The organism is Enterobacter sp. ECC_219_Taxon_10, assembly GCF_058354905.1.
In genome coordinates this window covers 2,307,151-2,331,722 of sequence record NZ_CM178005.1, presented here as the reverse complement: position 1 = coordinate 2,331,722, position 24,572 = coordinate 2,307,151, and the positions used below count along the sequence as shown (strand labels likewise).

General features: G+C 57.1%; 29 protein-coding genes. 15 read left to right on the top strand and 14 right to left on the bottom strand.

What is annotated here, in order from left to right:
* Positions 1-17: 17 nt before the first annotated feature.
* From AC4ICF_RS11205 to AC4ICF_RS11195, 3 genes are all read left to right on the top strand, one after another.
* On the top strand, positions 18-1,100 hold the full coding sequence (locus tag AC4ICF_RS11205; RefSeq protein WP_116340055.1) for an HlyD family secretion protein: 1,083 nt from the start codon (positions 18-20) through the stop codon (positions 1,098-1,100).
* Positions 1,097-2,476, top strand: coding sequence for an efflux transporter outer membrane subunit (locus tag AC4ICF_RS11200; RefSeq protein ID WP_163329267.1), 1,380 nt, complete (start codon positions 1,097-1,099; stop codon positions 2,474-2,476). The genes AC4ICF_RS11205 and AC4ICF_RS11200 overlap by 4 nt, the downstream gene beginning before the upstream one ends.
* Positions 2,477-2,551: 75 nt before the next feature.
* On the top strand, positions 2,552-3,211 hold the full coding sequence (locus AC4ICF_RS11195) for an O-methyltransferase (RefSeq protein WP_316379092.1): 660 nt from the start codon (positions 2,552-2,554) through the stop codon (positions 3,209-3,211).
* 65 nt (positions 3,212-3,276) lie between these two features.
* Here AC4ICF_RS11195 and hrpA read toward each other — a convergent pair whose 3' ends face one another.
* Complete coding sequence (hrpA, locus tag AC4ICF_RS11190) at positions 3,277-7,179, bottom strand: ATP-dependent RNA helicase HrpA (protein ID WP_316379091.1); 3,903 nt, start codon at positions 7,177-7,179, stop codon at positions 3,277-3,279.
* A 205-nt stretch (positions 7,180-7,384) separates the two neighbouring features.
* Here hrpA and azoR point away from each other — a divergent pair, with 205 nt between their 5' ends.
* Positions 7,385-7,990 (top strand): FMN-dependent NADH-azoreductase, encoded by a 606-nt coding sequence (gene azoR, locus AC4ICF_RS11185; RefSeq protein ID WP_116340063.1) that lies wholly within the window; start codon positions 7,385-7,387, stop codon positions 7,988-7,990.
* Between the two features lie 90 nt (positions 7,991-8,080).
* On the top strand, positions 8,081-8,767 hold the full coding sequence (locus AC4ICF_RS11180; protein WP_163329261.1) for an RluA family pseudouridine synthase: 687 nt from the start codon (positions 8,081-8,083) through the stop codon (positions 8,765-8,767).
* A gap of 7 nt (positions 8,768-8,774) precedes the next feature.
* Here AC4ICF_RS11180 and AC4ICF_RS11175 read toward each other — a convergent pair whose 3' ends face one another.
* Positions 8,775-9,314: a DUF2058 domain-containing protein gene (locus AC4ICF_RS11175; protein WP_229225830.1), complete on the bottom strand. Its 540-nt coding sequence runs from the start codon at positions 9,312-9,314 to the stop codon at positions 8,775-8,777.
* Positions 9,315-9,455: 141 nt separating this feature from the next.
* On the opposite strand from AC4ICF_RS11175, the gene AC4ICF_RS11170 reads away from it, so the two are divergent.
* The 3 genes from AC4ICF_RS11170 (at position 9,456) to AC4ICF_RS11160 (ending at position 12,082) form a co-directional block, all read left to right on the top strand.
* Positions 9,456-9,932 (top strand): GNAT family N-acetyltransferase, encoded by a 477-nt coding sequence (locus AC4ICF_RS11170; protein ID WP_316379090.1) that lies wholly within the window; start codon positions 9,456-9,458, stop codon positions 9,930-9,932.
* Positions 9,933-10,055: 123 nt separating this feature from the next.
* Positions 10,056-11,030, top strand: coding sequence for a DUF1852 domain-containing protein (locus AC4ICF_RS11165; RefSeq protein ID WP_316379089.1), 975 nt, complete (start codon positions 10,056-10,058; stop codon positions 11,028-11,030).
* A 23-nt stretch (positions 11,031-11,053) separates the two neighbouring features.
* Positions 11,054-12,082 (top strand): methionine synthase, encoded by a 1,029-nt coding sequence (locus AC4ICF_RS11160; RefSeq protein WP_023311627.1) that lies wholly within the window; start codon positions 11,054-11,056, stop codon positions 12,080-12,082.
* 5 nt (positions 12,083-12,087) lie between these two features.
* Here the strand turns inward: AC4ICF_RS11160 and AC4ICF_RS11155 are convergent, their stop codons facing one another.
* Positions 12,088-13,020, bottom strand: a complete 933-nt coding sequence (locus AC4ICF_RS11155) for a LysR family transcriptional regulator (protein ID WP_192982440.1) — start codon at positions 13,018-13,020, stop codon at positions 12,088-12,090.
* A gap of 95 nt (positions 13,021-13,115) precedes the next feature.
* Here AC4ICF_RS11155 and AC4ICF_RS11150 point away from each other — a divergent pair, with 95 nt between their 5' ends.
* Positions 13,116-13,550 (top strand): DMT family transporter, encoded by a 435-nt coding sequence (locus AC4ICF_RS11150; protein ID WP_316379088.1) that lies wholly within the window; start codon positions 13,116-13,118, stop codon positions 13,548-13,550.
* 4 nt (positions 13,551-13,554) lie between these two features.
* Positions 13,555-14,013, top strand: coding sequence for a DMT family transporter (locus AC4ICF_RS11145; protein ID WP_316379087.1), 459 nt, complete (start codon positions 13,555-13,557; stop codon positions 14,011-14,013).
* Between the two features lie 2 nt (positions 14,014-14,015).
* Here AC4ICF_RS11145 and AC4ICF_RS11140 read toward each other — a convergent pair whose 3' ends face one another.
* From AC4ICF_RS11140 to AC4ICF_RS11105, 8 genes are read right to left on the bottom strand one after another with little or no spacing between them, the layout of a single operon-like run.
* Positions 14,016-14,543, bottom strand: coding sequence for a DUF3833 domain-containing protein (locus tag AC4ICF_RS11140; protein WP_316379086.1), 528 nt, complete (start codon positions 14,541-14,543; stop codon positions 14,016-14,018).
* Entirely contained in the window at positions 14,540-15,064 is a 525-nt protein-coding gene (locus tag AC4ICF_RS11135; RefSeq protein WP_163329245.1) for a chalcone isomerase family protein, read from the bottom strand. Before AC4ICF_RS11135 ends, AC4ICF_RS11140 begins: the two co-directional genes overlap by 4 nt.
* Positions 15,061-15,546, bottom strand: a complete 486-nt coding sequence (locus AC4ICF_RS11130) for a DUF2878 domain-containing protein (protein WP_166711038.1) — start codon at positions 15,544-15,546, stop codon at positions 15,061-15,063. The genes AC4ICF_RS11135 and AC4ICF_RS11130 overlap by 4 nt, the downstream gene beginning before the upstream one ends.
* Complete coding sequence (locus AC4ICF_RS11125; RefSeq protein ID WP_316379085.1) at positions 15,543-16,763, bottom strand: cyclopropane-fatty-acyl-phospholipid synthase family protein; 1,221 nt, start codon at positions 16,761-16,763, stop codon at positions 15,543-15,545. Before AC4ICF_RS11125 ends, AC4ICF_RS11130 begins: the two co-directional genes overlap by 4 nt.
* A complete protein-coding gene (locus AC4ICF_RS11120; protein WP_316379084.1) occupies positions 16,760-17,482 on the bottom strand; it encodes a DUF1365 domain-containing protein in 723 nt (240 codons plus the stop codon). The genes AC4ICF_RS11125 and AC4ICF_RS11120 overlap by 4 nt, the downstream gene beginning before the upstream one ends.
* Position 17,483: 1 nt before the next feature.
* Positions 17,484-18,743, bottom strand: coding sequence for an NAD(P)/FAD-dependent oxidoreductase (locus tag AC4ICF_RS11115; protein WP_316379083.1), 1,260 nt, complete (start codon positions 18,741-18,743; stop codon positions 17,484-17,486).
* The gene (locus tag AC4ICF_RS11110) at positions 18,740-19,459 is read right to left on the bottom strand and encodes an SDR family NAD(P)-dependent oxidoreductase (protein WP_316379082.1); all 720 of its coding nucleotides are present in this window, start codon (positions 19,457-19,459) and stop codon (positions 18,740-18,742) included. Before AC4ICF_RS11110 ends, AC4ICF_RS11115 begins: the two co-directional genes overlap by 4 nt.
* On the bottom strand, positions 19,456-19,890 hold the full coding sequence (locus AC4ICF_RS11105) for a nuclear transport factor 2 family protein (RefSeq protein WP_116340094.1): 435 nt from the start codon (positions 19,888-19,890) through the stop codon (positions 19,456-19,458). Before AC4ICF_RS11105 ends, AC4ICF_RS11110 begins: the two co-directional genes overlap by 4 nt.
* Positions 19,891-20,148: 258 nt before the next feature.
* Here AC4ICF_RS11105 and AC4ICF_RS11100 point away from each other — a divergent pair, with 258 nt between their 5' ends.
* Positions 20,149-20,346, top strand: a complete 198-nt coding sequence (locus AC4ICF_RS11100; RefSeq protein ID WP_316379081.1) for a hypothetical protein — start codon at positions 20,149-20,151, stop codon at positions 20,344-20,346.
* Position 20,347: 1 nt separating this feature from the next.
* Complete coding sequence (locus tag AC4ICF_RS11095; protein WP_116340096.1) at positions 20,348-21,130, top strand: hypothetical protein; 783 nt, start codon at positions 20,348-20,350, stop codon at positions 21,128-21,130.
* Positions 21,131-21,220: 90 nt separating this feature from the next.
* Here the strand turns inward: AC4ICF_RS11095 and AC4ICF_RS11090 are convergent, their stop codons facing one another.
* Entirely contained in the window at positions 21,221-21,598 is a 378-nt protein-coding gene (locus tag AC4ICF_RS11090) for a winged helix-turn-helix transcriptional regulator (RefSeq protein WP_316379080.1), read from the bottom strand.
* 90 nt (positions 21,599-21,688) lie between these two features.
* Between AC4ICF_RS11090 and AC4ICF_RS11085 the strand changes: the two genes are divergently transcribed.
* Positions 21,689-22,468 (top strand): SDR family oxidoreductase, encoded by a 780-nt coding sequence (locus AC4ICF_RS11085; protein ID WP_316379079.1) that lies wholly within the window; start codon positions 21,689-21,691, stop codon positions 22,466-22,468.
* A 51-nt stretch (positions 22,469-22,519) separates the two neighbouring features.
* Here AC4ICF_RS11085 and AC4ICF_RS11080 read toward each other — a convergent pair whose 3' ends face one another.
* Complete coding sequence (locus AC4ICF_RS11080; protein ID WP_316379078.1) at positions 22,520-23,098, bottom strand: TetR/AcrR family transcriptional regulator; 579 nt, start codon at positions 23,096-23,098, stop codon at positions 22,520-22,522.
* 104 nt (positions 23,099-23,202) lie between these two features.
* Here AC4ICF_RS11080 and AC4ICF_RS11075 point away from each other — a divergent pair, with 104 nt between their 5' ends.
* Positions 23,203-23,670: a nuclear transport factor 2 family protein gene (locus AC4ICF_RS11075; RefSeq protein ID WP_059354822.1), complete on the top strand. Its 468-nt coding sequence runs from the start codon at positions 23,203-23,205 to the stop codon at positions 23,668-23,670.
* A gap of 372 nt (positions 23,671-24,042) precedes the next feature.
* Here the strand turns inward: AC4ICF_RS11075 and AC4ICF_RS11070 are convergent, their stop codons facing one another.
* Positions 24,043-24,234, bottom strand: a complete 192-nt coding sequence (locus tag AC4ICF_RS11070) for a MerR family transcriptional regulator (protein WP_316379077.1) — start codon at positions 24,232-24,234, stop codon at positions 24,043-24,045.
* Between the two features lie 73 nt (positions 24,235-24,307).
* Between AC4ICF_RS11070 and AC4ICF_RS11065 the strand changes: the two genes are divergently transcribed.
* Positions 24,308-24,556, top strand: coding sequence for an SDR family oxidoreductase (locus AC4ICF_RS11065; RefSeq protein WP_316379076.1), 249 nt, complete (start codon positions 24,308-24,310; stop codon positions 24,554-24,556).
* Positions 24,557-24,572 lie beyond the last annotated feature (16 nt).

The window sequence follows — 24,572 nt, the reverse complement described above, 5'->3', positions numbered from 1 at the left end:
TTATTTCTGGAGAATTTATGAGTCAGCAGGATGCCGCCAAAGAGCAGGCCAACACCCGCAAAAATGTGCGCATTGTGTCCGTTTTTACCGCTGCCGCCATCGGTATTGTCGGCGTACTGGTGATCCTTTATGCATGGCAGCTGCCGCCGTTTACCCGCCACGCGCAGTTTACCGACAACGCCTACGTGCGCGGCCAGACGACGTTCATCAGCCCCCAGGTTAACGGCTATATCACCGAGGTGAAGGTTCAGGACTTTGTGCAGGTCAAAAAAGGTGACCTGCTGTTGCAGATCGACGACCGGATCTATCGTCAGCGCGTCCATCAGGCCGAGGCACAGCTGGCGATGAAAATTGCCGCCCTGAATAACAACCTGCAGCAGCGTAAAAGCGCCGAAGCGACCATCGCCAAAAATGACGCCGCGCTGAAAAATGCCCGCGCCCAGAGCCTGAAAACCCAGGCGGATCTAAAGCGCGTGAAGGATCTGACGGCAGACGGATCGCTTTCCATTCGCGAACGTGATGCCGCGCTGGCCAGCGCCGCCCAGGGCAGCGCCGACATCGACCAGGCGAAAGCCACGCTTGAGATGTCGCGTCAGGATCTGCAGACGGTGATTGTGAACCGCGGCGCGCTGGAGGCGGATGTTGAAAACGCCAAAGCGGCGCTGGAGCTGGCGCAGATTGACCTGCAAAACACCCGCATTATCGCCCCGCGCGACGGCCAGCTCGGTCAGATTGCCGTGCGTCTCGGGGCGTATGTAACCGCCGGAACGCACCTCACTACCCTTGTGCCGCCTCAGCACTGGGTGATCGCCAACATCAAAGAGACCCAGCTGGCGGAGCTGCGCGTCGGCCAGCCAGTGAAATTCACCGTCGATGCCTTAAACAACAAGGCGTATCAGGGCCGCGTGGAGAGCATCTCCCCGGCGACCGGGGTTGAATTCAGCGCCATCACGCCGGACAACGCTACCGGCAACTTTGTCAAAATCGCCCAGCGTATTCCGGTGCGTATTGAGGTGCTGGGTGAAGAAGACGCGTACAAACTGCTGCGTCCGGGTATGTCGGTACAGGTGACGATTGATACGCGGGAGGCGAAGCAATGACTCTTCGCCCGATAGCCGGTCTGGTGCTGGCGGTCATGCTGGCCGGATGCCAGTCCGTCGATGTCAAACCGGCGCAGCCGACGCTGCAAATTCCTGCACAGTGGCGTGCTGACGCCGGTCCTGCCAGCCCGACGGAGCAGCTCTGGTGGCGTAATTTTCATGACAACAACCTCAACCGCTACGTGGATCAGGCGCTTAAGAACAACAGCGACGTGCTGATCGCCCGCGAACGAATTAACGAGTATCAGGCGCGGGTCTTTGCTGCCGACGGCAGCCTGTTTCCGTCCCTTGACGCGGGCGTAACGGGGACGCGCGCCCGTTCGCAATCCGCCGCGACCGGGCTGCCGGTCTACGGCACACTGTACAGAGGCAGCCTGACGGCGAGCTATGACGTTGATATTTGGGGCGTCAACCGCAGCACAGCCAATGCCGCCGAAGCCTCGCTGGCAGCGCAAAAAGCCGCCGCTGCCGCCGCGGATCTCACCGTCGCGTCGTCCGTTGCCTCCGGGTACGTCACCCTGCTCTCGCTTGACGAACAGCTGCGCGTGACCGAATCCACGCTGAAATCGCGCGAGGAGGCGTTTAAGCTCGCCAAACGCCAGCTTGAGACGGGCTACAGCTCTCGCCTGGAGCTGATGCAGTCGGATTCCGAGCTTCGCTCAACGCGGGCGCAGGTGCCCGTGCTGCGGCATCAGATAGCGCAACAGGAGAATGCCCTGAGCCTGCTGCTGGGAAGCAATCCCGGCGCGGTGGCTCGCAGCGAAAGCTTTGCGGCGCTGACGCCGCTCACGCTGCCGTCGCAGCTGCCTTCTACGCTGCTGAATCGCAGGCCGGATATCGTTCAGGCCGAGCGACAGCTGGTTGCGGCTGACGCCTCGCTTGCCGCGTCACGCGCCAGCCTGCTGCCATCGATCAACCTGACCGCAACCGGATCGATTCAGGATCGTACGCTTTCCGGCCTGCTGGACAACCCGCTTCAGCTCTGGAGCGCAGGCGGCAGTATTCTCGCCCCGCTCCTTAACCGCCAGGCGCTGAACGCGCAGGTGGATATTTCCCAGTCCCAGCGTAACCAGGCGCTGTACGCCTATGAAAAAACCGTGCGTAACGCGTTTGCCGAGGTGAACAACAGCCTTGATGCCATTACGCGCTATCAGGAACAGCTGACGGAGCTGCTTGCCCAGCAGGACGTGGCCCAGGAGACGCTGCGCATAGCCCAGAATCGCTATCGCAACGGCTACTCCTCTTATCTGGACGTGCTGGACGCGCAGCGCACGCTGTACTCGGTCCAGACCAGCGTGGTGCAGGTGAAAAATAACCTGCTGCTGGCGCAGATCGATTTGTACAGGGCGCTGGGCGGCGGCTGGAAGAACGCATGAACCGCCTTGCGCGCTGATGCCCTCACCCCGACCCTCTCCCACGGGGAGAGGGAGAAAAATCCAAGGAGTCAATCTATGCAACAACAATGGTCTGCAGTAGATAATTACATGATTTCTTCGCTTATCCCTGACGATGACGTACTTCATCAGGTACTGGAAAACAACAAACGCGCCGGGCTACCCGAACACGACGTAGCGGCCAATCAGGGGCAGCTGCTGGCGCTGTTCGTACGCATGACGCAGGCGCGGCGGATACTTGAGATCGGTACGCTGGGTGCCTATAGCTCAATCTGGATGGCGCGCGCCCTGCCGCCGGATGGAAAGCTGATTACGCTTGAGGCTGACCCGACGCATGCCAATGTTGCCCGCCAGAATATTCACCTCGCGGGGCTAAACGATCGCATTGAACTGATTGAAGGCCCGGCGCTGAACTCGCTGGAGAATTTCGGTGACGTTTCCCCGTTCGATTTAATTTTTATCGATGCCGATAAGCCCAACAATCCCGGCTATCTGGAGTGGGCGCTGCACTATTCCCGTCCCGGCACGATAATCATTGGCGATAACGTGGTGCGCGACGGCGAAGTCATTAACGGGGAAAGCGACGACGCGCGCGTGCAGGGCGTGCGGCGTTTTATCGAGATGATTGGGGATAACCCGCGCGTAACCGCCACCGCGCTGCAGACGGTGGGGGTTAAAGGATGGGATGGGTTTACGCTGGCGATGGTGAACGGGTGAAAAAATGTGCGGGATGATGCCCTCACCCCGCCCCTCTCCCACAGGGAGAGGGAGAAAACCGGGGCTTAAGCGGAAATCTGCTCCATCGCCTGCAGAATACGCTTATCCGAAATCGGATACGGCGTACCGAGCTGCTGGGCAAAGAAGCTGACGCGCAGCTCCTCGATCATCCAGCGGATCGCCTGCACGTCTTCATCGTCGCGGCGCGTCGGCGGCAGCTTGTTTAGCCACTGCTGCCACGCCTGCTGCACGCTTTCGACCTTCAGCATCTGCGCGCGATCGCGGTGCGGATCGATGGCCATTTTCTCCAGACGTTTTTCAATCGCCTGGAGATAACGAAGGGTGTCGCCCAGGCGTGCGAAGCCATTCCCGGTGACAAAGCCGCGGTACACCAGCCCCGCCATCTGCGCCTTCACGTCCGAGAGCCCCAGCGCCATGGTCATATCCACGCGCCCCTTCAGGCGCTTGTTGATATTGAACACAGCGGTAAGGATCTGCTCGACCTGTTTGGCAATCTCCACTACGGTGTCGTTCAGCTCGGCGCGCACCTTCTCATGAAGCTGTGCAAAGCCCTCTTCCGTCCAGACCGGACCGCCTGCCTCGTGGATCAGCTTGTCCACGCCGCAGGAGATGCAGTCGTCAATCAGATCCAGCACCTTGCCGTACGGGTTAAAGTAGAGCCCCAGCTTGGCCTTGTTCGGCAGCTTCTCGTGCAGATACTTGATCGGCGACGGGATGTTCAGCAGCAGCAGGCGGCGCAGCCCGCGCCACATCATCTGCTGCTGTTCCTGCGGATTATCAAAGAGTTTGATCGCCACGCTGTCGCGCTCGTCCACCAGCGCAGGCCAGGCCTTGACCTTATAGTTCCCGCGCTTCTGCTCGTAGCTTTCCGGAAGCTGGCCAAAGCTCCAGATGTGCAGCCCACTTTGCTCGATACCATCGTCCGCCACCGCAGAAAGCGTCTCCTGAACTTTCCCCTTCAGCGCCTCTTTCAGCTCGCTCAGCGAACGCCCTTCCAGCAGCTTTTTGTTTTTATCGTCCACTACGCGGAAGCTGATTTTCAGGTGATCGGGCACCTGATCCCAGTTCCAGTCTTCGCGGTCGATGGTGGTACCGGTCATGCGGCGGAACTCGCGCTCCAGCGCGTCCAGCAGCGGCAGCTCCAGCGGCGTGACGCGGCCTAAAAACGCTTCCGCATAGTTTGGCGCAGGTACAAAGTTACGGCGCACCGGTTTCGGCAGGGATTTGATCAGCGCAATCACCAGCTCGCGGCGCAGGCCGGGGATTTGCCACTCAAAGCCGCCCTCATCGACCTGATTTAACAGCGGCAGCGGAATATGAACGGTCACGCCATCCGCGTCGGCACCCGGTTCAAACTGATAGGTCAGCCGCAGCTTAAGGTTTCCCTGATGCCAGAAGTTCGGGTAGTCGAGCTTGCTGACCGACTCCGCCCCCTCTTTAATAAGCATGCTCTTTTCGAAGTTGAGCAGGTCCGGCGTCTCTTTGCTGGCCTTTTTCCACCAGCTGTCGAAGTGGCGGGCGGAGATAACATCGTGGCTGATGCGCTGGTCGTAAAACTCAAACAGCGCCTCATCGTCCACCAGAATATCGCGACGGCGGGACTTGTGCTCAAGCTCCTCCACCTCGGCACGCAGCTTCAGGTTTTCACGGAAGAAGGCGTGACGCGTCTGCCAGTCCCCCTCCACCAGCGCGTGGCGGATAAACAGCTCGCGGCTGAGTGCCGGATCGATCTGGCTGTAGTTAACCTTACGCGCGGCGACCACCGGCAGGCCGTAAACGGTCACCTTTTCGGTCGCCATTACCGCGCCCTGCGCGCGCTCCCAGTGCGGTTCACTGTACGAGCGTTTCAGCAGGTGCTGCGCCACCGGCTCAACCCATTCCGGATCGATACGCGCGGCAATGCGCCCCCACAGGCGGCTGGTTTCCACCAGCTCGGCGACCATGGTCCATTTCGGCGGCTTTTTGAACAGGCCGGAACCGGGGAAGATGGAGAAGCGAGCGTTGCGCGCGCCGGTGTACTCCTGCTTGTCCGCATCTTTCATCCCGATATGCGACAACAGGCCGGTCAGCAGCGCGATATGAATTTCGCGGTACTCCGCCGGCTCGCTGTTAACCGGAATACCCAGCTCTTTCACCACCTGGCGCAACTGGGTGTAGATATCCTGCCACTCGCGAACGCGCAGGTAGTTGAGGAAATCCACGCGGCACTGACGGCGGAACTGGTTCGAGGAGAGCGCTTTCTGCTGCTCGCCGAGATAGTTCCACAGGTTCACGAAGGCGAGGAAGTCGGACTCTTTGTCGTGGAAGCGACGATGCTTTTCGTCAGACGCCTGCTGTTTGTCCATCGGACGCTCGCGCGGGTCCTGGATGGAGAGCGCCGAGGTAATGATCATCGCCTCGCGCACGCAGCCGTGCTTTTGCGCTTCCAGCACCATACGGGCCAGACGCGGATCCACCGGCAGCTGGCTGAGCTGGCGGCCCAGCGGCGTCAGCTTATAGATGCTCGCCTGTTCGTCGGTGGTAATGGCGCCAAGCTCTTCCAGCAGACGTACGCCGTCCTGAATGTTGCGCTTGTCCGGCGCTTCGACGAACGGGAACGCCGCGATGTCGCCCAGCCCCAGCGCGGTCATCTGCAGGATAACGGACGCCAGGTTGGTGCGCAGAATTTCCGGGTCGGTAAATTCCGGACGTGACAGGAAATCATCTTCGGAATAGAGACGAATACAGATCCCTTCCGACACGCGGCCGCAGCGGCCTTTACGCTGGTTAGCAGAAGCCTGAGAGACCGGCTCAATCGGCAGCCGCTGAACCTTCGTGCGGTAGCTGTAGCGGCTGATGCGCGCCGTGCCCGGGTCGATCACGTATTTAATCCCCGGCACGGTGAGCGAGGTTTCCGCCACGTTGGTCGCCAGAACGATACGGCGTCCGCTGTGCGGCTGGAAGACGCGGTTCTGTTCGCTGTTGGACAGGCGGGCATACAGCGGCAGGATTTCCGTGTGGCGCAGGTCGCGCTTGCTGAGCGCATCGGCGGTATCGCGGATCTCGCGCTCGCCGCTCATGAAGATCAGAATGTCGCCCGCGCTTTCGTTGCCCAGCTCGTCAACGGCGTCGAAGATGGCCTGCAGCTGGTCGCGCTCGGTATCATCCGCCTCTTCAACAATCGGGCGATAGCGCACTTCAACCGGATACGTGCGGCCTGACACCTCAATAATCGGCGCATTGTTGAAATGCTTCGAGAAGCGTTCCGGGTCGATGGTCGCGGAGGTGATGATGATTTTGAGATCCGGGCGACGCGGCAGCAGCTCTTTCAGGTAGCCGAGCAGGAAGTCGATGTTCAGGCTGCGCTCGTGCGCTTCGTCAATGATGATGGTGTCGTACTGCATCAGCAGGCGATCCTGCTGGATTTCCGCCAGCAGAATACCGTCGGTCATCAGCTTGACCATGGTGTTATCACTAACGTGGTCGCTGAATCGCACCTTATAACCAATGCAGCCGCCCGGCTCCGTCTGCAACTCTTCGGCAATACGGTTCGCCACGGTACGCGCCGCCAGACGACGCGGCTGGGTGTGGCCAATCAGCCCTTTTAGCCCTCGCCCAAGCTCCATACAGATTTTCGGCAGCTGGGTGGTTTTTCCCGAACCGGTTTCACCCGCGACAATCACTACCTGGTGGTCGCGAACGGCCTCAAGGATGTCCTGTTTTTTCTGGCTGACGGGGAGGTTTTCCGGGTAGGTAATCGCCGGACGTGCGGCTTCGCGCAGCACAACCTTCCCTGCCGCCTGTTCAATCTCTTTCGCCATCTCCTGGTAAATGGCCTGTTGTGCATCAGGATTTTTAACCTTCTTCACGCCGTGCAGCCGGCGTGAAAACCGCTGTTTATCGCGCAGCATCAGGGAATCAAGCTGTTGCAGGAGCATCGGGAAGGTGATTTTTTGTTGTTCTGTCATAGCATTAATGGGCAGTGCTCTGCCGGGTAAAATCTCTTTTTAATGATTGCTATAGAGTACCACATCGACGCTTTCAGCGCCTTATTCAAAAAATTCGAACATAGGCTTCGATATATTGCGCTATCCCTGCGACAGGATTGTGAATAGAGTGTCAACAAGCAACGGGGCAACCCCCTTCAATCAAATGCAAAAACAGGAATCACCCATGAGCAAAGTATTAGTTTTGAAATCCAGCATTCTGGCAGGGTACTCTCAGTCTGGTCAGCTGTCTGATTACTTCGTTGAACAGTGGCGTGAACAGCATTCCGCAGATCAAATCACCGTGCGTGACCTGGCTGCAAACCCAATTCCTGTGCTGGACGGCGAGTTGGTTGGCGCGCTGCGCCCAAGCGATGCACCGCTGTCTCCACGTCAGCAGGAAGCGCTGGCCCTGTCCGACGAGCTGATTGCTGAGCTGCAGGCGCACGACGTTATCGTTATCAACGCCCCAATGTACAACTTCAACATCCCTACCCAGCTGAAGAACTACTTCGACCTGGTGGCGCGCGCTGGCGTAACCTTCCGCTACACCGAGAACGGCCCTGAAGGTCTGGTGAAAGGTAAACGTGCGATCGTCCTGACCAGCCGTGGCGGCATCCATAAAGATACCCCAACCGACCTGGTTGCGCCGTACCTGAGCCTGTTCCTGGGCTTCATCGGCATCACCGACGTGAACTTCGTGTTCGCTGAAGGTATCGCTTACGGTCCGGAAGTGGCGACCAAAGCGCAGACCGATGCGAAAGCCGCCATCGACAGCCTGGTAGCAGCGTAAGATTTTGCCCTCTCACCGCCCGGTGGGAGGGTTTTTCTTTTTCCCCGCATTTCGTTATCATCCGCACCTACTCTCCAGCCGGGCGGCCTGATGTCTGCGATTATCGATTCTTTTATAGCCCCACCGTGTCACGACGACATCAATATCCTCTGGCAGGATGAACATCTGCTGCTGATCGATAAGCCTTCCGGCCTGCTCAGCCTCTCGGGCAAAAATCCGCAAAACCTCGATTCTGTCCATTATCGTCTGGTCCAGACGTTCCCCGGCTGCACGCTGGTACACCGTCTGGATTTCGGCACGTCCGGGCTGATGGTGGTTGCGCGCAATAAGGCCATCAACGCGGCGCTGTGCCAGCAGTTCAGCCAGCGCAGCGTGGAGAAAGTCTACAGCGCTCTGCTTTGCGGACATCTGGAAAACGATGAGGGAGTCATAGACGCACCGATTGCCAAAGACCCGGCGCTGTTTCCGCTGATGTCGATCTGCGCCATCAACGGTAAACCCGCCCGCTCCCGCTATCGGGTGGTGGAACGGTTTTATCAGGGTACGGGACTGCCGTTAACGCGGGTTGAACTCACGCCGGAAACCGGGCGAACCCACCAGCTGCGCATCCACTGCCAGCGGCTGGGGCACCCGATTCTGGGCTGCGATCTGTATGGCGGTCTTGACGCGCCGGGGGCTGAGGGAACGCCCCGGCTGATGCTGCATGCAAGCGTTCTGAATTTTATTCATCCCGTGAGCGGAGAGCCGGTTAACGCCCGTCACGCCGCCCCGTTCTGAATGCGGTTTACCACATCAAATCGTCAGGGATTTTGAAGTCCGCGTACGGATCGTCTTCGTCCTGTTCTTCCTGGCTCAGCGCGCTGTTAAGCACGATGCTGTCGGCATCGCGCTGGGCGATTTTATCGGCCACTACCGCCGGAATAATCGCGTATTCGCAGTCGCCGCTGGCGTTAATCACCAGACGGGCAATCGCCAGACGACCGTTGATCAGCTGAGTTTGCGTCTGCTTGTCGACCTCGATTTTTTTGATGAGAGTACCGTCGGTGAAGTTAAAGGTGATGTTGCCTTTCGCCACGGTGATGCGGTTCATCTCGATCAGCTGCTTCACCTGCGCTTTAAACTCTTTCGCGAGTACGGCCTGCTTCTGCTGCTCGCTCAGCAGCTTGTCACGCTCGATCTGCGCCTTCTTGTTCTCTTCTACCGCTTCCCGAGCCTCACGCGCCTGAACGCGTGATTTCTTTGCCGTGCGCTGCACTTTCGCCGCTTTTTTGCTGCTGACCAGGCCCGCTTTCAGCATCTGCTCTTGTAAGGTGAGTTTTGTCATGATCGTTTCTAAACCGGTTGGAAATTTTGGGGATTATAGCGTCATTAAGCGCGTGCCGAAACATAAGTAAAACATAGGACGACTCAACTTAACCGTCTGATAATTTGACGTCTGAAAAATAAAGCTCAATGGAATCCTCCAATGATAACGATTAAAAAAGCCGACCTGCACACTTCTGAATCCCTGCGTCTGATTGAAAAATTGTCATCAGAACTGGCGAATATCACCGGGGATGGCGGCAGGCGTCATTTTAACGTCGACTCGATGATGGCCGAACGCGCCCTGTGGGTTGTCGCCAGGAATGAAAAAGATAAAGCCGTTGGATGTGCGGCTTTGCGCCCCCTCTCCGAACAGGTTGCGGAGCTGAAACGCATGTATTCCGACAGGAGCGAGCCGGGGATTGGTAAGGCTTTACTGGCTTTTCTTGAAGCGTCGGCACTACGTCCAGGCTATAGCGAAATCTGGCTAGAAACCCGACACGTTAATGCACGTGCGGTGAAATTTTATGAGCGAAATGGCTACCGTGTAATTGATAACTATGGCCCCTACATCGGCAGGCAAGAAGCCGTCTGTTTCGCAAAAAAACTGACGCTGCACGAGAGTCGAGGGAATTTGTGATCAACATCATGAACTTCGCTCATGTTGCATTGAAATTAAGTCACTTCCCCTGCGCCGCGGGCTCAGGCATAAATTATGCATCGGTAACTTCTTAGCAACATGAACTTAGGATGCATAACCACAATGAGCAAAGCTTTCACATATACCCTTAAGCGCAGTTGCTTCGATGAGAATTACAACCCGTCTGAAAATACGCGTACGACCACCAACTTTGCCAACCTGGCGCGCGGAGAAAAACGTCAGGAAAACCTGCGCAATACGCTGGTGATGATCAACAACCGCTTTAACGCCCTGGCGCACTGGGATAACCCAAATGCCGATCGCTACGCGGTTGAGCTTGAAATTATCTCAGTTGACCTGAACATTGGCGCGGAAAAGCCGTTCCCGGCCATTGAGGTATTACAAACGTATATTGTCGACAAGAAAAATAACCAGCGCATCCCTGGCATTGTCGGGAATAATTTCTCTTCTTACGTGCGGGATTATGATTTCAGCGTGCGGCTGCTGGAACACAATAAGAATCAGCAGCACTTTAGCATTCCGGATAAATTTGGCGAACTGCACGGCAATATTTTCCGCCATTTTATAAATTCCCCGGAATATAAAGAGAGCTTCAAAAAGGGCCCGGTAATCTGCCTGAGCGTTTCCAGCAAAGACACTTACCGCCGCACCGGCAACCAGCATCCTGTGCTGGGCATTGAGTATCATCCCGATGGCGAGTCGCTAACGGAACTGTACTTCGCCAAAATGGGCCTGAAGGTGCGCTACTTCATGCCGGAGAATAGCGTGGCGCCTTTCGCGTTCTTCTTTACCGGGGATTTACTGAGTGATTATACCGATCTGGAACTGATTGCCACCATCAGCACGATGGAGACGTTCCAGAAAATCTATCGCCCGGAAATTTATAACGCAAACTCGGCGGCGGGACTGTTTTATCGCCCTGATCTGAACCAACAGGACCATTCATTAACCAAAATTGTTTATGACCGCGAAGAGCGAAGCCGCCTGGCGATTGAACAGGGTCGATTTACTGAAGAATATTTCATTAAGCCTTATAAACACATTCTTGAGCAGTGGTCTGATAACTACGCGCTTTAATTTATCAAAAAAGGTCTTTTATTATGAAAACATTGCTCCCGACGTCTACAGCTGGCAGCCTGCCTAAGCCGACCTGGCTTGCGCAACCTGAAACGCTCTGGTCTCCGTGGAAGTTGCAGGATCAGGAACTGCTGGCGGGTAAACAGGATGCGCTGCGCCTGTCTCTGGATGAGCAGATCCGTGCGGGAATCGATATTGTCAGCGACGGGGAACAGACCCGCCAGCACTTCGTCACCACCTTTATTGAACACCTGAGCGGCGTCGATTTTGAGAACCGCCAGACGGTGCGCATTCGTAACCGCTATGACGCCAGCGTGCCGACCGTGGTTTCTGCTGTTGCGCGTCAGAAGCCGGTATTCGTGGACGATGCGAAGTACCTGCGCCAGCTTACCGATAAGCCGATCAAATGGGCCCTGCCCGGGCCGATGACTATGATCGACACCCTTTACGACGCGCATTATAAAAGCCGCGAAAAGCTGGCCTGGGAATTCGCCAAAATTCTCAATCAGGAAGCGCGTGAGTTAGAGGCCGCAGGCGTGGATATTATCCAGTTTGATGAACCGGCATTTAACGTCTTTTTTGACGAGGTCAACGACTGGGGCATCGCCGCGCTGGAGCGCGCAATCGAAGGGCTGAAGTGCGAAACCGCGGTACACATCTGCTACGGCTATGGCATCAAGGCCAATACCGACTGGAAAAAGACGCTCGGATCCGAGTGGCGCCAGTACGAAGAGGCCTTCCCTAAGCTGCAGACCTCTAACATCGACATCATCTCCCTGGAGTGCCACAACTCCCGCGTACCGATGGATCTGCTGGAGCTGATCCGTGGTAAGAAAGTGATGGTCGGCGCGATTGACGTAGCAACCAACGCCGTTGAAACGCCGGAGGAAGTGGCCGATACGCTGCGTAAAGCGCTGCAGTTCGTCGATGCGGACAAGCTTTACCCGTCAACCAACTGCGGCATGGCTCCGCTTTCTCGCCAGGTGGCTAACGGCAAGCTGAAAGCACTCAGCGCCGGCGCAGAGATCATCCGCAAGGAGCTCGGCGCGTAATTGCCTTACGCTTGCCAGTAGAGCGGCGAGCCGAAAAACGCTACGTAATAATCAATCACCGCCCTGACGTTCAGGGGCGGATGACGTGCGTTAGGGTAAATTGCCGCAATATTCAGTTGCTCCGTGTTGATGGCGCAGGCCATTTCCGGCATAAGGGCGACCAGCTCCCCCCGCTGCAGCCTGTCGCCAATCAGCCAGTCCGGAAACAGGACGATCCCCATCCCACCCAGCGCGGCAACGAGCAGCGACTCCGCACTATTGGACGTCATCAGCGGCGCGACAGGATAGTGCACCCAATTCTCCCCCTTGCGCCGCACCAGCCAGCGGTTAGGCCCGGACGAACCGCGATAGACCAGGCATTTATGCTGGCTCAGCTCGGCCGGATCGACCGGTACGCCGTGTTGACGCAGGTATGCGGGCGACGCGGCAAGGTGGTAGCGCTGCTGCCCGAAAACACGGGCGTGGAATGTCGAATCCGTCAGCGTGCCGATGCGGAAGATGAGATCGGCGGCATCCCGGTGCGGGTCGATAAAGTCATCAGTCAGCGTCAGCTCTATGGTTAACCGTGGATAACGCTCGGCCAGGCCTGCCAGGCCGGGTGCAACGTGCCTCTGTCCAAAAAATACCGGCCCGTTAATGCGGACCGTGCCGGAAGGTTCGGTCGAACGCTCATCCAGCTCCCGCCGCGCCTCTTCGAAGTTATCGACCATCGCCCGGGCATAGCGGATAAACAGATGCCCGCTTTCCGTGGGGATCACCGCCCGGGTATTGCGATAGAAGAGCTGCTGGCCGAGCGCGTCCTCAAGCTGATGAACAATGCGCGACACCTGCGATGCAGAAATCCCCTCCCGCCGCGCAACGACGGAAAAGTTTTGCGTTTCATAGACGGCAATAAACAGCAGCAGCGATCGAAGGTTCATGCTTCCGGCATCTGGCATTAATGCATTTCCTGCAAAGGTGTTTCCTGCATTATGGCATTTTTCTCACGGGTCTACCGACGTAATCTTCTTCGCCTGAAAACGGAGGAAGCTTAATGCAGTTTGTTATGATTTTACTGGTAATTGCCGGCGGGATGGGCCTTTCCGTCGAGGCTGGGCTGCTGGGGCCATTAGGGGGAGAAGTGGGCGATTTATGGGCGACGTTCAGTATTTTTGGCGTCGGCGCCGCGCTGACGTTTCTGCTGATGCTGTTTTTCAGCCCGCGCAGCAGCCCGTCGTTTTTCGCCCAGCCCGGCTGGCAGCTGCTCGGCGGCGTTCTGGGTCCTGTTTACGTTGTCATTCTGACTATCGCCACGCCCGCCATCGGCATCGCCCTGACGATGATCGGTATTCTGGCGGGCCAGATTTTTAAAAGCCTGATCATTGATCACTTTGGTCTGCTCGGCACGCAGGCGCGCAAGATCGATGCCAAACGGTTTATCGCCCTGGGATTCATCATTGCGGCACTGGTTCTGGTCGCGCAGGGGTAATGCTATGACGCTGATAATGATTCTTCTGGCCGTCTGCGGCGGCGCCACACTGAGCGTCCAGGCGGCGATTAACGGGCAGCTCGGCAGTAGCGTGGGCGTTTTCAAAAGCGCGTTTCTGACGTTTTCCGTCGGCGCGCTGGTCACCGCCCTGCTGATTTTCTTCTTTGAACCTAAGCAGGCCGTCAGCCTGCTGGACGTGCCGAAATGGCAGCTCCTCGGGGCGATGTTTGGCGTGCCCTATATCGTAATCATGGTGCTCGCCGTTCAGCGCATCGGCACCGCCGTCGCCACGGTCGCGGTGATCTTCGGCCAGCTCGCCATGAGCATGCTGATTGATAACTTTGGCTGGCTGAACAATCCCGCTATTCCGTTTTCACCGAGCCGTCTGGGCGCGGTGGTTTGCCTGGGGATTGCCCTGTACTTCATTTACTCCAGCAGCAAAACCGGCAATGTTCGCGACTAAGCTTACGTCTTCCGGGTGAAGAACAGCGTCACCGTGGCGACGGTGACGCCAAATTTCTTCATCTCGGTTTTATTAAACAGATGCGTTTCATCCTGCAGGTACATCCAGTCGTCAAAGTTCAGCAGCCAGGTTTTGCCGTTGGCCTTCACGTTCATGCTGTAATGCCAGTTAAAGGCGTTGCCTGCGGCCTGCCCCGTGGCAACCCCTTCAATATCCCCTGCCGTTCCCTCGTAGCGGTCGTTCCCCACGCGGCGAATATGCCAGACCCGCTGCTGCTTCTCGCCATCGTCGTAAACGAACTGCTCGTTCAGCGTCAGCGTATCGCCAATAACGTCCCCGGCAATCTCAACGTGAAAGCGACGTATCTGCTTGCCGCTGCGATCCTGCACCATGCCCCACGCTTCGGTTTTGCCCTGAAAGTAGTTAAAAATATCAAGCCGCGGCTGCTGCTGGCGATACTCGGACACGTCGGTGCTACAGCCGGCCAGCAGCATCGTGAATGCCAGCGCCAGCCTCAGGATTCGTTTCATTTTTGGCCTCCGATTAACTGCTGACGCAGCTCAGGATATTGCGTGCGGGGATCGAGCCAGATGGCCAGAAAACGGGTGCTGAACGCTTCTGACTGTCGCGGCCCGAGCGGAATAAAGGATGTTTGCGCCGCTGACGCGCGATACCAGAACTGCCCTTGCCCGTCGTCGAGCACAAACGCCAGCTGTGCGCCTGGCCGGACATCCGGCCACAGCGAGCGGAGCATCTGTAACCAGGCTTCACTCCGGGGTTCCCGTTTCAGGATCCCCTGCGCCTGCCACTGATCGCGGGTCGCCTCGACCAGCTCATCGCGATCGATATCGCGCGCATAGGTAATAATCAGCGCCTGATCCTGGTTCTCCCGACCGTAACGCCCGTCCGGAGTACGCAGCTGGGAGGTATAAACGGTGAACGGCCCCCAGGTCAGCGTGGCGTCGCCCACCTTACGCCAGGCCAGCCAGTCGGCGGCCTGGGCCCCGGGAACAACCAGCATCAGCCAAAGCAGCAGAATCGCAGCTCTCATTTTTGTCTCCCCATCAGCAGGTGGAAAAACAGCATCAACACCAGCCAGCCCGGCACCATCCAGCTGACGACGATAAAGGTCGGCTCCAGAAACGTGATGGCGCCCAGCCGCTCGCCAAACAGGTAGGCCACAGGCCCCCCCACGGCGGCCAGCAGGGTCAGCAGCCAGCCGGGTAACGTGGTGGTGCGCGTTAGCTGCGTCCAGACGGTGGCGAACATCAGCCACAATGCCACCATCCAGAGCGGCATCAGGGAGTCGCCCGTGAAGGCAATCAGCCCCGTCAACGCCCAGAGCGCATCCAGCAGGCTGCCCGCCGCGGCCAGCCCAATGGCGTATAGACGGTAAGCTGACGGCAATAACATACACGCCAGGACCGCCAGCCCGAGCCAGATAATCAGGCCCTGTTCGCGAAAAAGCACCACCAGCGCCCAGTAGACATCGAACGCCACGGCCAGCAGAAAGACCTGAAGGTAACGTCTCATACGCGCTCGGCGGTCAGCTGCACCACGCTGATGGTGCGAGCGTTAAACCCGGCTTCGCAGTAGCCGAAGTAGTACAGCCACATGCGGCGAAACCGTTCATCGAAGCCGAGCTTTTCTATCTCCTGCCAGGCGTGGACAAAGCGCTGCCGCCAGTGGGCCAGCGTGCGGGCGTAGTCGGGGCCCATGTCGAAGAGATTGCGCACCACGAAATCGGTGTGGCGCGTCATCAGCTCGTTCATCGCGGTAATGCTCGGCAGGAAGCCGCCGGGAAAAATGTAGCGCTGGATAAAATCGACGCTTTTGCTGTAGTCGCGATAGCGCTGGTCCTGAATAGTGATGGCCTGAATTGCCATCCGTCCTCCGGGGCGCAGGCGCGCCTGGCAGGTACGGAAGAACGTCGGCAGATAGCGTTGCCCCACGGCCTCAATCATCTCTATCGAGACCAGCTTGTCGTACTGTCCGGTGAGGTCGCGATAGTCGCAGAGCAGTACCTCAACGCGATTCTGCAACCCGGCGCGGGCGATCCGCTCGGTCGCCCAGATATATTGCTCCTGCGACAGCGTGGTGGTCGTTACCCGACAGCCATAATGACGAGCGGCGTACTCCGCCATCGCCCCCCAGCCGGTGCCAATTTCCAGCAGGTGGTCACCCGGACTTAGCGCCAGCTGGTCGCACAGGCGCGCCATTTTGGCCTGCTGAGCCGCCGTCAGATCCTGCTCGTCAGAGTTAAACAGCGCGCTGGAGTAAAGCAGCTCCTTATCCAGAAAATGGGCATAGAAGGTGTTGCCCAGGTCGTAATGGGCGGCAATATTTTCGCGGGCCTGAGCGCGAGAGTTACGCCGCGTCCAGTGGCGTAGACGCTCCAGCGGCCTGCCGAGCAGCCGGAACCCTTTCTCCAGACGACCAAGCACCTCGCCGTTGAGGGCCAGGATTTGCAGAAGCGGCGTAAGCTGCGCGGTTTCCCATTCGCCGTCCATCCATGCTTCTGCCGCAGCAAGGCTCCCGCCCGTTAAGACGCGCCAGTAGACGCCGGGCGTGAGGATCTGCACGTCCGCGTGCAGCGCGGAGGATGTCTCGCCAAAATGGAAGGTCTGCGCCCCTTCACGCAGGGTGAGCGAGCCGTCGCGAATGCCGCTTAACAGACGAAACAGCAGCCAGCGCGCAATGCGAGCGTTGCGCGGGAAATCGGGTTCTAGCGCAAAAACGGGATCGGTCATGAGCGTTCACTCCTGCTGACGGGATGGTTATACAGCGGCACGCGCTTGAGCCACAGCCTCAGCGCCTGCCAGTAAATGGCGAAAACGGTTTTCAGGGTCATCAGCGGGATGCGCAGCAGCAGCGAGCGCAACGTCGGGCGGGTCAGAGGTTCCCGGCGCAGCGCCAGGGTGGCGTCAAAGACCTTCGCCTCCTGATGATTTTCAATGTGCATATGCAGCGTGTTGTCCGGGTTGTTGAAGCGCCAGTGGTAGATCATGTCCATCGGGTTGAAGGGGGAAACGTGAAACGCCTTTTCCGTGGGCCGGGCATTTTGCCCGTCGACCGCGTAATAATGACGCTCGTTCCACGGCGTGTTGCGCACCTCGGCCAGCACCCATCGCAGCGTGTTTTCCTGGTCATAGCAGTAGTAAAAGTTGACCGGATTGAAATGGAACCCGAAGTAGCGCAGCTGTGTCAGAAGCATGACCCGCCCGTCCGGACGTTCTCCGGTCAGGCTCTCCAGCCTGTTGAGCACGTTGTCTTTAAGCGGCGAGCCGAGCGGATAGTCCGCGTCGTGGAACGAGGCGGCGGCAAAGCGGTTGCGCCGCACGCCGACGGAGGCCAGCAGCGGCAGCTCATCAAGATCCAGCCAGGCCATAAAGACGCCGTAGCTGAATTCGTGGGTTTTCGGCTGAAGGCGGCGGTGGCGCAGTACGCCGTGATAGAGGCAGCTATTCATCTCAGTTCCCCTCCCCGGCGGCTATTTCATTGACCACGTCCAGCGCGCTGCGCACACCGTCTTCATGAAAACCGTTGTACCAGTAAGCTCCGCAGAACCAACTTCGGTTATGACCGTTGATCTCGCCGCGACGCGCCTGCGCCCGCCAGCTTTTCGGGTTAAACAGCGGATGCTCATAGACAAAGCGTCGCAGGACGAAGCGTTCATCCACCGGCGCGTCCGGGTTCAGGGTGACGCAGAACAGCGGACTGCCCGCAGGCAGCCCCTGCAGAATGTTCATGTTGTAGGTCACGCAGGCGCTGGCCTGCTCCTGCGCGCTCAGGCGGTAGTTCCAGCTGGCCCACGCGCGCTGCCGCACCGGCAGCCAGCGCGGATCGCTGTGCAATACCACCTCGTTGCGCTGCCAGCCGATATCGCCCAGCACCTCGCGCTCGGCGGGCGTCGGGTCCTCAAGCATTGCTAGCGCGCTGGCGGAGTGGCAGGCAAAAATCACCCGATCGAAGGTATGGCTGCCGTTTTCGAGCTGAAGCGTGACCCCATGCTCGTGGCGGCTCACGCGCTGCACCGGTGAATTAAGATGCAGATTCAGACGGTCGCCCAGCTTGTCGAGCATGGCGCGGATATACTCCCGCGAGCCGCCCGGCACCACGTACCACTGCGGGCGTTGGATGATATCCAGCAGGCCGTGGTGGTGGAAGAAGCGCAAAAAGAGCGGCAGCGGGAAACGCTTCATCTCCTGCAGCGACGATGACCAGATAGCGGCCCCCATCGGCAGAATGTAGTGGCGCGCGAAAAACGGCGTGAAGCCGTGCTGATCCAGAAACGTCTGCAGCGTGGCGTTCGGGTTCACTTCTCCGTCCAGCGCCTGTTTCGCCAGACGATTGAAGCGGACGATCTCCCCAAGCAGCCGCCAGAATGCCGGATTCACGAGGTTTCGGCGCTGGGCAAACAGCGACGTCAGGGTGTGGCCGTTGTACTCCAGCCCCGTCTCGGGGTTGTGCACCGAAAAGCTCATCTGCGTTTTTTGCCCACTGATGCCGAGCTCGCTGAGCAGACCCATAAAGCGCGGATAGGTGCGGTCGTTGTAGACGATAAACCCGGTGTCGATCGCGTATGTGCCCTGTGGCGTTGAGACGTCAACCGTCGCGGTATGGCCGCCGGGCGTGGCGCCCGCTTCAAACAGGGTTACCTGATGGTGCCCGGCCAGACGCCAGGCGCAGGTCAGCCCGGCGATGCCGCTGCCGATAATCGCAATGTTCATGAGCGCACCATCCTGCGCAGCAGCGCGCGCTGCAACAACGCGGGCAGCCCGGAGAGCAGCCGCAAAATGAAGCCGAACCCGGCGGGAAACGCGATATGCATTTTGCCTTTCGCCAGCCCGGTACGGATCGCCTTGACCGCCTCGTCGACGCTCACCCTGCCCGGCATGGCAAAATCGTTTTTGCGCGTCAGCGGGGTATCGACAAAGCCCGGAGAGACGACCGTCACGTCAATCCCCTTTGGCTCCCAGTCCAGCCGCAGGCTCTCGGCAAACCAGCTCAGCGCCGCTTTGGACGCGCCGTAGGCCTCTGCCCGCGGGAAGGGAAGCCAGTGGGCCATCGAGCTCACCAGCACCACGCGGTTGCCGGCGGCCAGCTGCGGCTGCAGCGCGGCCAGGCAGTTCACCGGACCGAGGAAATTGGTGGATATGACCCGCTCCACCAGCGCCGCATCCACCACGCCACCGTCGAGGTATTCGCAGGTTCCGGCGCAGAGAATAACCAGATCGGCGTAAACGCCGCTAAGCGCCTGGCGACAGGCGTCCCTGTCTGTCATATCGAACAGGCGAACGGTGAGATTGGGGCAGGTCTGATGCAGCGCTTCAAGCCGCGCCGGATCGCGCCCGCAGGCAATCACGTGGAAGCCGTCAGCGGCAAAGGACTTCGCCAGCCCCGCGCCGATGCCCGAGCTTGCGCCGGTAATCAGCACCGTCTTCATGATTTGACCCTCCGCTTCACGCCGCGTACCGCCCAGCCCAGCAGAGGGAGGTGTTCGTAGATCATCTCTCCCGCATCGTAGTAGTCCCGCTGATGCGTGATGAGATCGTTTTCCGTCTCCACCACTGAACACCCAGGCAGTTCAAGCGGCTCGCCCCCGGCGATCCGCGGGTGCGACCAGTGCATTATCCAGGTGACAACAAACCGGTTACCGCTGCACAGCGGCGTGTCGATGGTAAAACGGCACTTCTCGACATTGGCCAGCAGATGGGTGAAATAGCGCTGAAGCGCGAAAATCCCGTCGTGCTCGCCGAATGGATCGATAAGCGTGGCATTCGAATGGTAAAGCCCCACCAGCGCGGAAGGCGGCTGGCTATCCAGTGCGGCGTAGTACTCAACAAACCGACTCACGACAGAGGGCAAAGTGCTCATGGGTCACATCCTGGCTGTAAACAACGTGGCGTAATCGCATAATTAAAACTTACACAATTAACGTTATTTGTCCAAGTTTGTGACTATCTATTTTTTATTACATATACATATCAATAAGTTATTGACGTTCAAATAAGTGACTTTTGTAGTCAGGGTAAGGCGTAGCCGCCACCCGGCTTTCACTTTCAGGATATCCTTAAGGCAAATTCGCCAGTCATCTTCCAGGCTTATTCTTTTTAATTCATAAGGATGCCTGACATGAAACGCTTCTTTCTCTCGCTTTTCTCCAGCCCCGAATCTTTGCTCCAGGTGATGAGCCGGCAGGAAATTATTGAAGCCGTCGAAGATGGCGATCGCATCATTATCGACCAGGACGGGAACGCCTCGGTGAACTACAAAAGCAACGAGGTGCGGCAGGATTTTCTGCGTCACGTCAACGCGCTGAAGAGGGCCTGAAATGGGAACGGCGATATTTATGGTGCTGATGGTATGCGGGTACTGGTACACCAGCCGGGATCTGTCGACGCGCTTTAAAATCAAGCGTTCCTTCGGCTGGGACGTCTATTTTCTCGTTGCGCTTTATGGCTGTATTTTCGTTCTGCAGGGCGTGATTGCCACCGGTCTGCTCTGGCTATTCTTGCTCGCCCTCTCCGCCGCCGACAACACGTTTCACTTTACGTCGCAGCAGTATGCCGACTGGCAAGTCGACTTTATGAACTGGAGTTTTTTGGGCATTCAGGCACCGGTGGTCGTGATGCTGGCGTTTGCCATCCTGTTTTGCCTCTACCGCTCTAACTGGGCGGGCAGCGCCAGGCTGGACGGTGAAAGCCGTAAAAAGCTCTACAAACGTCTGGCCCAGTCGAGCGGTATCGAACAACTGCTGTACCAGTGTATGGAGCAAGGCGAACTGGCGCAGGTCACGCTCCGGTCGAGGCGGATTTACGTCGGCATGATCCACACCGCGACGCTGGAATATGAAAAAACGGCCAATATCGTGTTGATCCCGATGCTAAGCGGGTACAGGGACGCGAAGACGATGAACTTTCGCATCGAGAATAATTACAGCAGGTGGTATGCTGAGCATGACATCACGCTCGACTCTGAACCCCAAAGCGCCATGTCGTTCCGGAAGGTGATTTTACTCAATCAGATTGAGAGCATCTCGCTGTTCGACCCCGCCAGCGCCAGCGCGCTGTCGCTGGCACAGCATGACACGCTTTCTAAAGAGGCATCCTCATAATCCTGAGAATGCTCTGCTGCGAGGGGTCATGGGCGCTCTCCGTGCTAATAACCCGCGTTAACGAACGGCGAATGACAACAATTTAAGGTGTCATTCGCCGTTGGGAATGTTGAGAGCACTTCCATCGGCTGCCTGGCTCGCGTAATCCTCACGTTTTTCTGCCCATTTCAGCATGGCATCCAGCGCCGGGCACAGTGCCTGCCCCCAATCGGTGAGGCGATATTCCACTTTCGGTGGTACCTGAGGGTAGACCATCCGCGAAACAATACCGTCGGACTCAAGCTGTCGAAGCTGCTGCGCCAGCATCTTCTGAGAAATACCGGGGATCAGCTTTTCGAAATCAGAGTAGCGCTGCACTTTTCCGTCGAAAAGATGAAAAAGAATAATTAATTTCCAGCGCCCTTCCAGCAGCCGTAATACTTGCTCCACGCCGCTTGCGGCAGATTCCGGACTATATAACTTACTCATAATTTAGTAACTCACTTTTTCGTGCGTACTTGTCAATTTCTCAGTCTATGTTGAATATGCCTGTACTGTAAATAACGGGAGTTATTGGTCATGTCATTAGATATTAATTTCACCGGTAAGCGCGTGCTTGTTACCGCTGGCACGAAAGGGCTGGGAAAAGCAGTTGTCGGGCTTTTAAAACAGCTCGGCGCAACGGTATTCACCACTGCGCGCCACGAGCCAGACGTAAATATCGCTGATACGTTCGTAACCGCTGACCTTACTACGGTCTCCGGATGTGCCGCTGTCGCATCTGCGGTGCAGGAACAGATGGGAGGGGTCGACGTGATTATCCATGTTGCAGGCGGTTCAACCTCCCCCGGTGGCGGTTTTGCTGCGCTTGACGAAGAAGCGTGGCAGCAGGAACTCAATCTTAATTTGTTACCTGCGGTACGCTTAGACCGCGCCCTGCTTCCCGGAATGCTCGCGCAGGGAAATGGGGTGATTATTCACGTGACGTCTATTCAGCGCGACCTGCCGTTACCGGAATCAACCACGGGCTATGCGGCGGCTAAAGCAGCCCTCTCAACCTACAGCAAGAGCCTGTCAAAGGAAGTCTCGCCGAAGGGCGTTCGGGTAGTGCGCGTTGCACCCGGCTGGATCGAAACTGAAGCGGCGGTGGCACTCGCGGAGAGACTGGCTAAGCAGGCAGGAACAGACTACGAAGGTGGCAAGCAGATCATTATGAAGGCGTTAGGTGGAATACCGCTCGGACGCCCCGCCAGACCGATTGAGGTGGCTAACCTCATCGTCTTCCTCGCCTCATCACATGCTGCGAGTATTACCGGTACTGAATTTGTCATTGATGGCGGCACCATCCCGACGGTATGACGCGGGGGCTTAATCGGCCCGGGATAAGGGCCGATTAAGCACGGGGAAATATCACTGACCCGTCAGTTTTTCTAAGCCCGTTTTTAACGCGTTTATTACCGCTTCGGTATCCATTCCCATTTGGGCATGAATAATAGCCCCGTCAATAAGCATCATAATGTCATTACTGATCTTTTCATCCGTTATACCGGCGAGCGTTTCGATTTTTTTCTTTGTTTCTGCTTTATGGTCGCGGCATATCTCTTTTATTTCATTTTCAATCTCTTCGGACTTTGCCTCTGCGCTGGCGTTAATAAACGCGCAGCCGTGGAATTCGGACGAATTAAACCATTCGCAAAGCGTTGCAGATATCGCGTCAGAAAGTACCTGACCTTCGGCGAGGTTACGGCGCAGAGAGGCTTCAAACCAGTTCATCCATATTTCATGCCGATAGTGCAAATAGGCGAGAATAAGCAAGTTCTTACTCGGGAAATGGCGATAAAAAGTCACCTTGGTCACTTTTGACGCTTTAATCAGCGTATCCACCCCCGTCGCCCTGAAGCCCGTGGAATAAAACAGATCGTGCGCCGTCAATAATATCTTATCCCTGACGCTGATTTTTGTATCGTTGCTTGCGGATTGTGTTTTCATTTTTTCGGCGGCCTCAAAAAGGATATTGACAGCGTTATTTCACAGGCATAGATTACATCAGGTAGACAGACCTGTCTACTTAATCTAATGCTGAGGTTACCGCAATGAACACACGTCCTCCTTTACCGCCCTTCACGCGTGAAAGCGCCATCGAAAAAGTCAGACTGGCAGAAGATGGCTGGAACAGCCGCGACCCGGCGAAAGTCGCGCTGGCCTATACGCTGGATACCCAGTGGCGCAACCGCGCAGAGTTCGCCACTAACAGGGAGGAAGCCCAGGCGTTTCTGGAGCGGAAATGGAAAAAAGAGCTGGACTATCGTCTGATTAAAGAGCTCTGGGCATTTACGGATAACCGGATCGCGGTGCGCTATGCCTATGAATGGCATGATGATTCCGGCAACTGGTTCCGCTCGTATGGCAATGAAAACTGGGAATTTGAGCCTGATGGACTGATGAAGCGCCGCTTTGCCTGCGTAAACGATATGCCGATAAAAGAATCCGAGCGCCTGTTCCACTGGCCGCTGGGCAGACGCCCGGACGATCACCCTTCGCTGAGCGATCTTGGCTTATAGGATTATCGCATCAACCGGGCCGTATTGTTCTTGATGTACCAGTTAGCCACAATCTTTCCATCATCGATCTCATAAATATCCGTATGCATTTGTGGACGCGAGGAAGGTGTTGGATTTTGTAAAGGAACAGATGCCTGAACTGGCTGTCTGAAATATAAGGCCGCATCGGTTTTGCGGCCTCTTCTTACTTGTCGATTAAAACGTATCGATACAAGGCTGGCCGACTTTGTTAATGGCGTTTATTATCCTGGCTCTGAGCTCAATTAACGCCGCTTCTTTCTCTTCAAGCTGCTGCAACTTGCGCTGTAAAGAATCGCGTTTTTGCTCAGCGGTAAATTTGTCGTCAACCCAGACAGCTAAAACCTCTGAAATTTAGGATAAGGTAAAACCCAGCATTTTGGCATGCTTGATCATGTTTAAACGCTGTAAATCGACGGCGGAATAAACTTTGTAGTTATTGCTGCGATTGGGCTGCGGGATATTCTCTAATAGCCCCTGCCGCTCATAGTAACGCACCGTCTCTTTCGACAATCCCGTTTTCGCACACAGTTCACCAATTCGCATCGCGTCGCCCTCACCTCAAAAAAAACACTTTTCGAATGCGCTGTGGGGAGAGTATCGCTCAAAGGGCATCCGCGTGCTGGCGCTTTGCCCCGGCGCAACGGATACGGCCTTTTTTGATGTGGTGAATGCTGAGGAAGCCTCGGTAGGTAAAAGAATGCCCACTGACAAAGTGGTCACCCTGGCGCTGAAGGCCGTGGAGAGTAACCGTAGCTACCTGATTACCGGATGCGGTAACTGGCTTCTGGGGCAGCTACACCGCTTCGTGACGCGCAGGCGTCTGGTGCTCATCGTTGAAAAAATATTGCGTCCACGCTCGGCTTAAGCAAAAACGGCTTTGT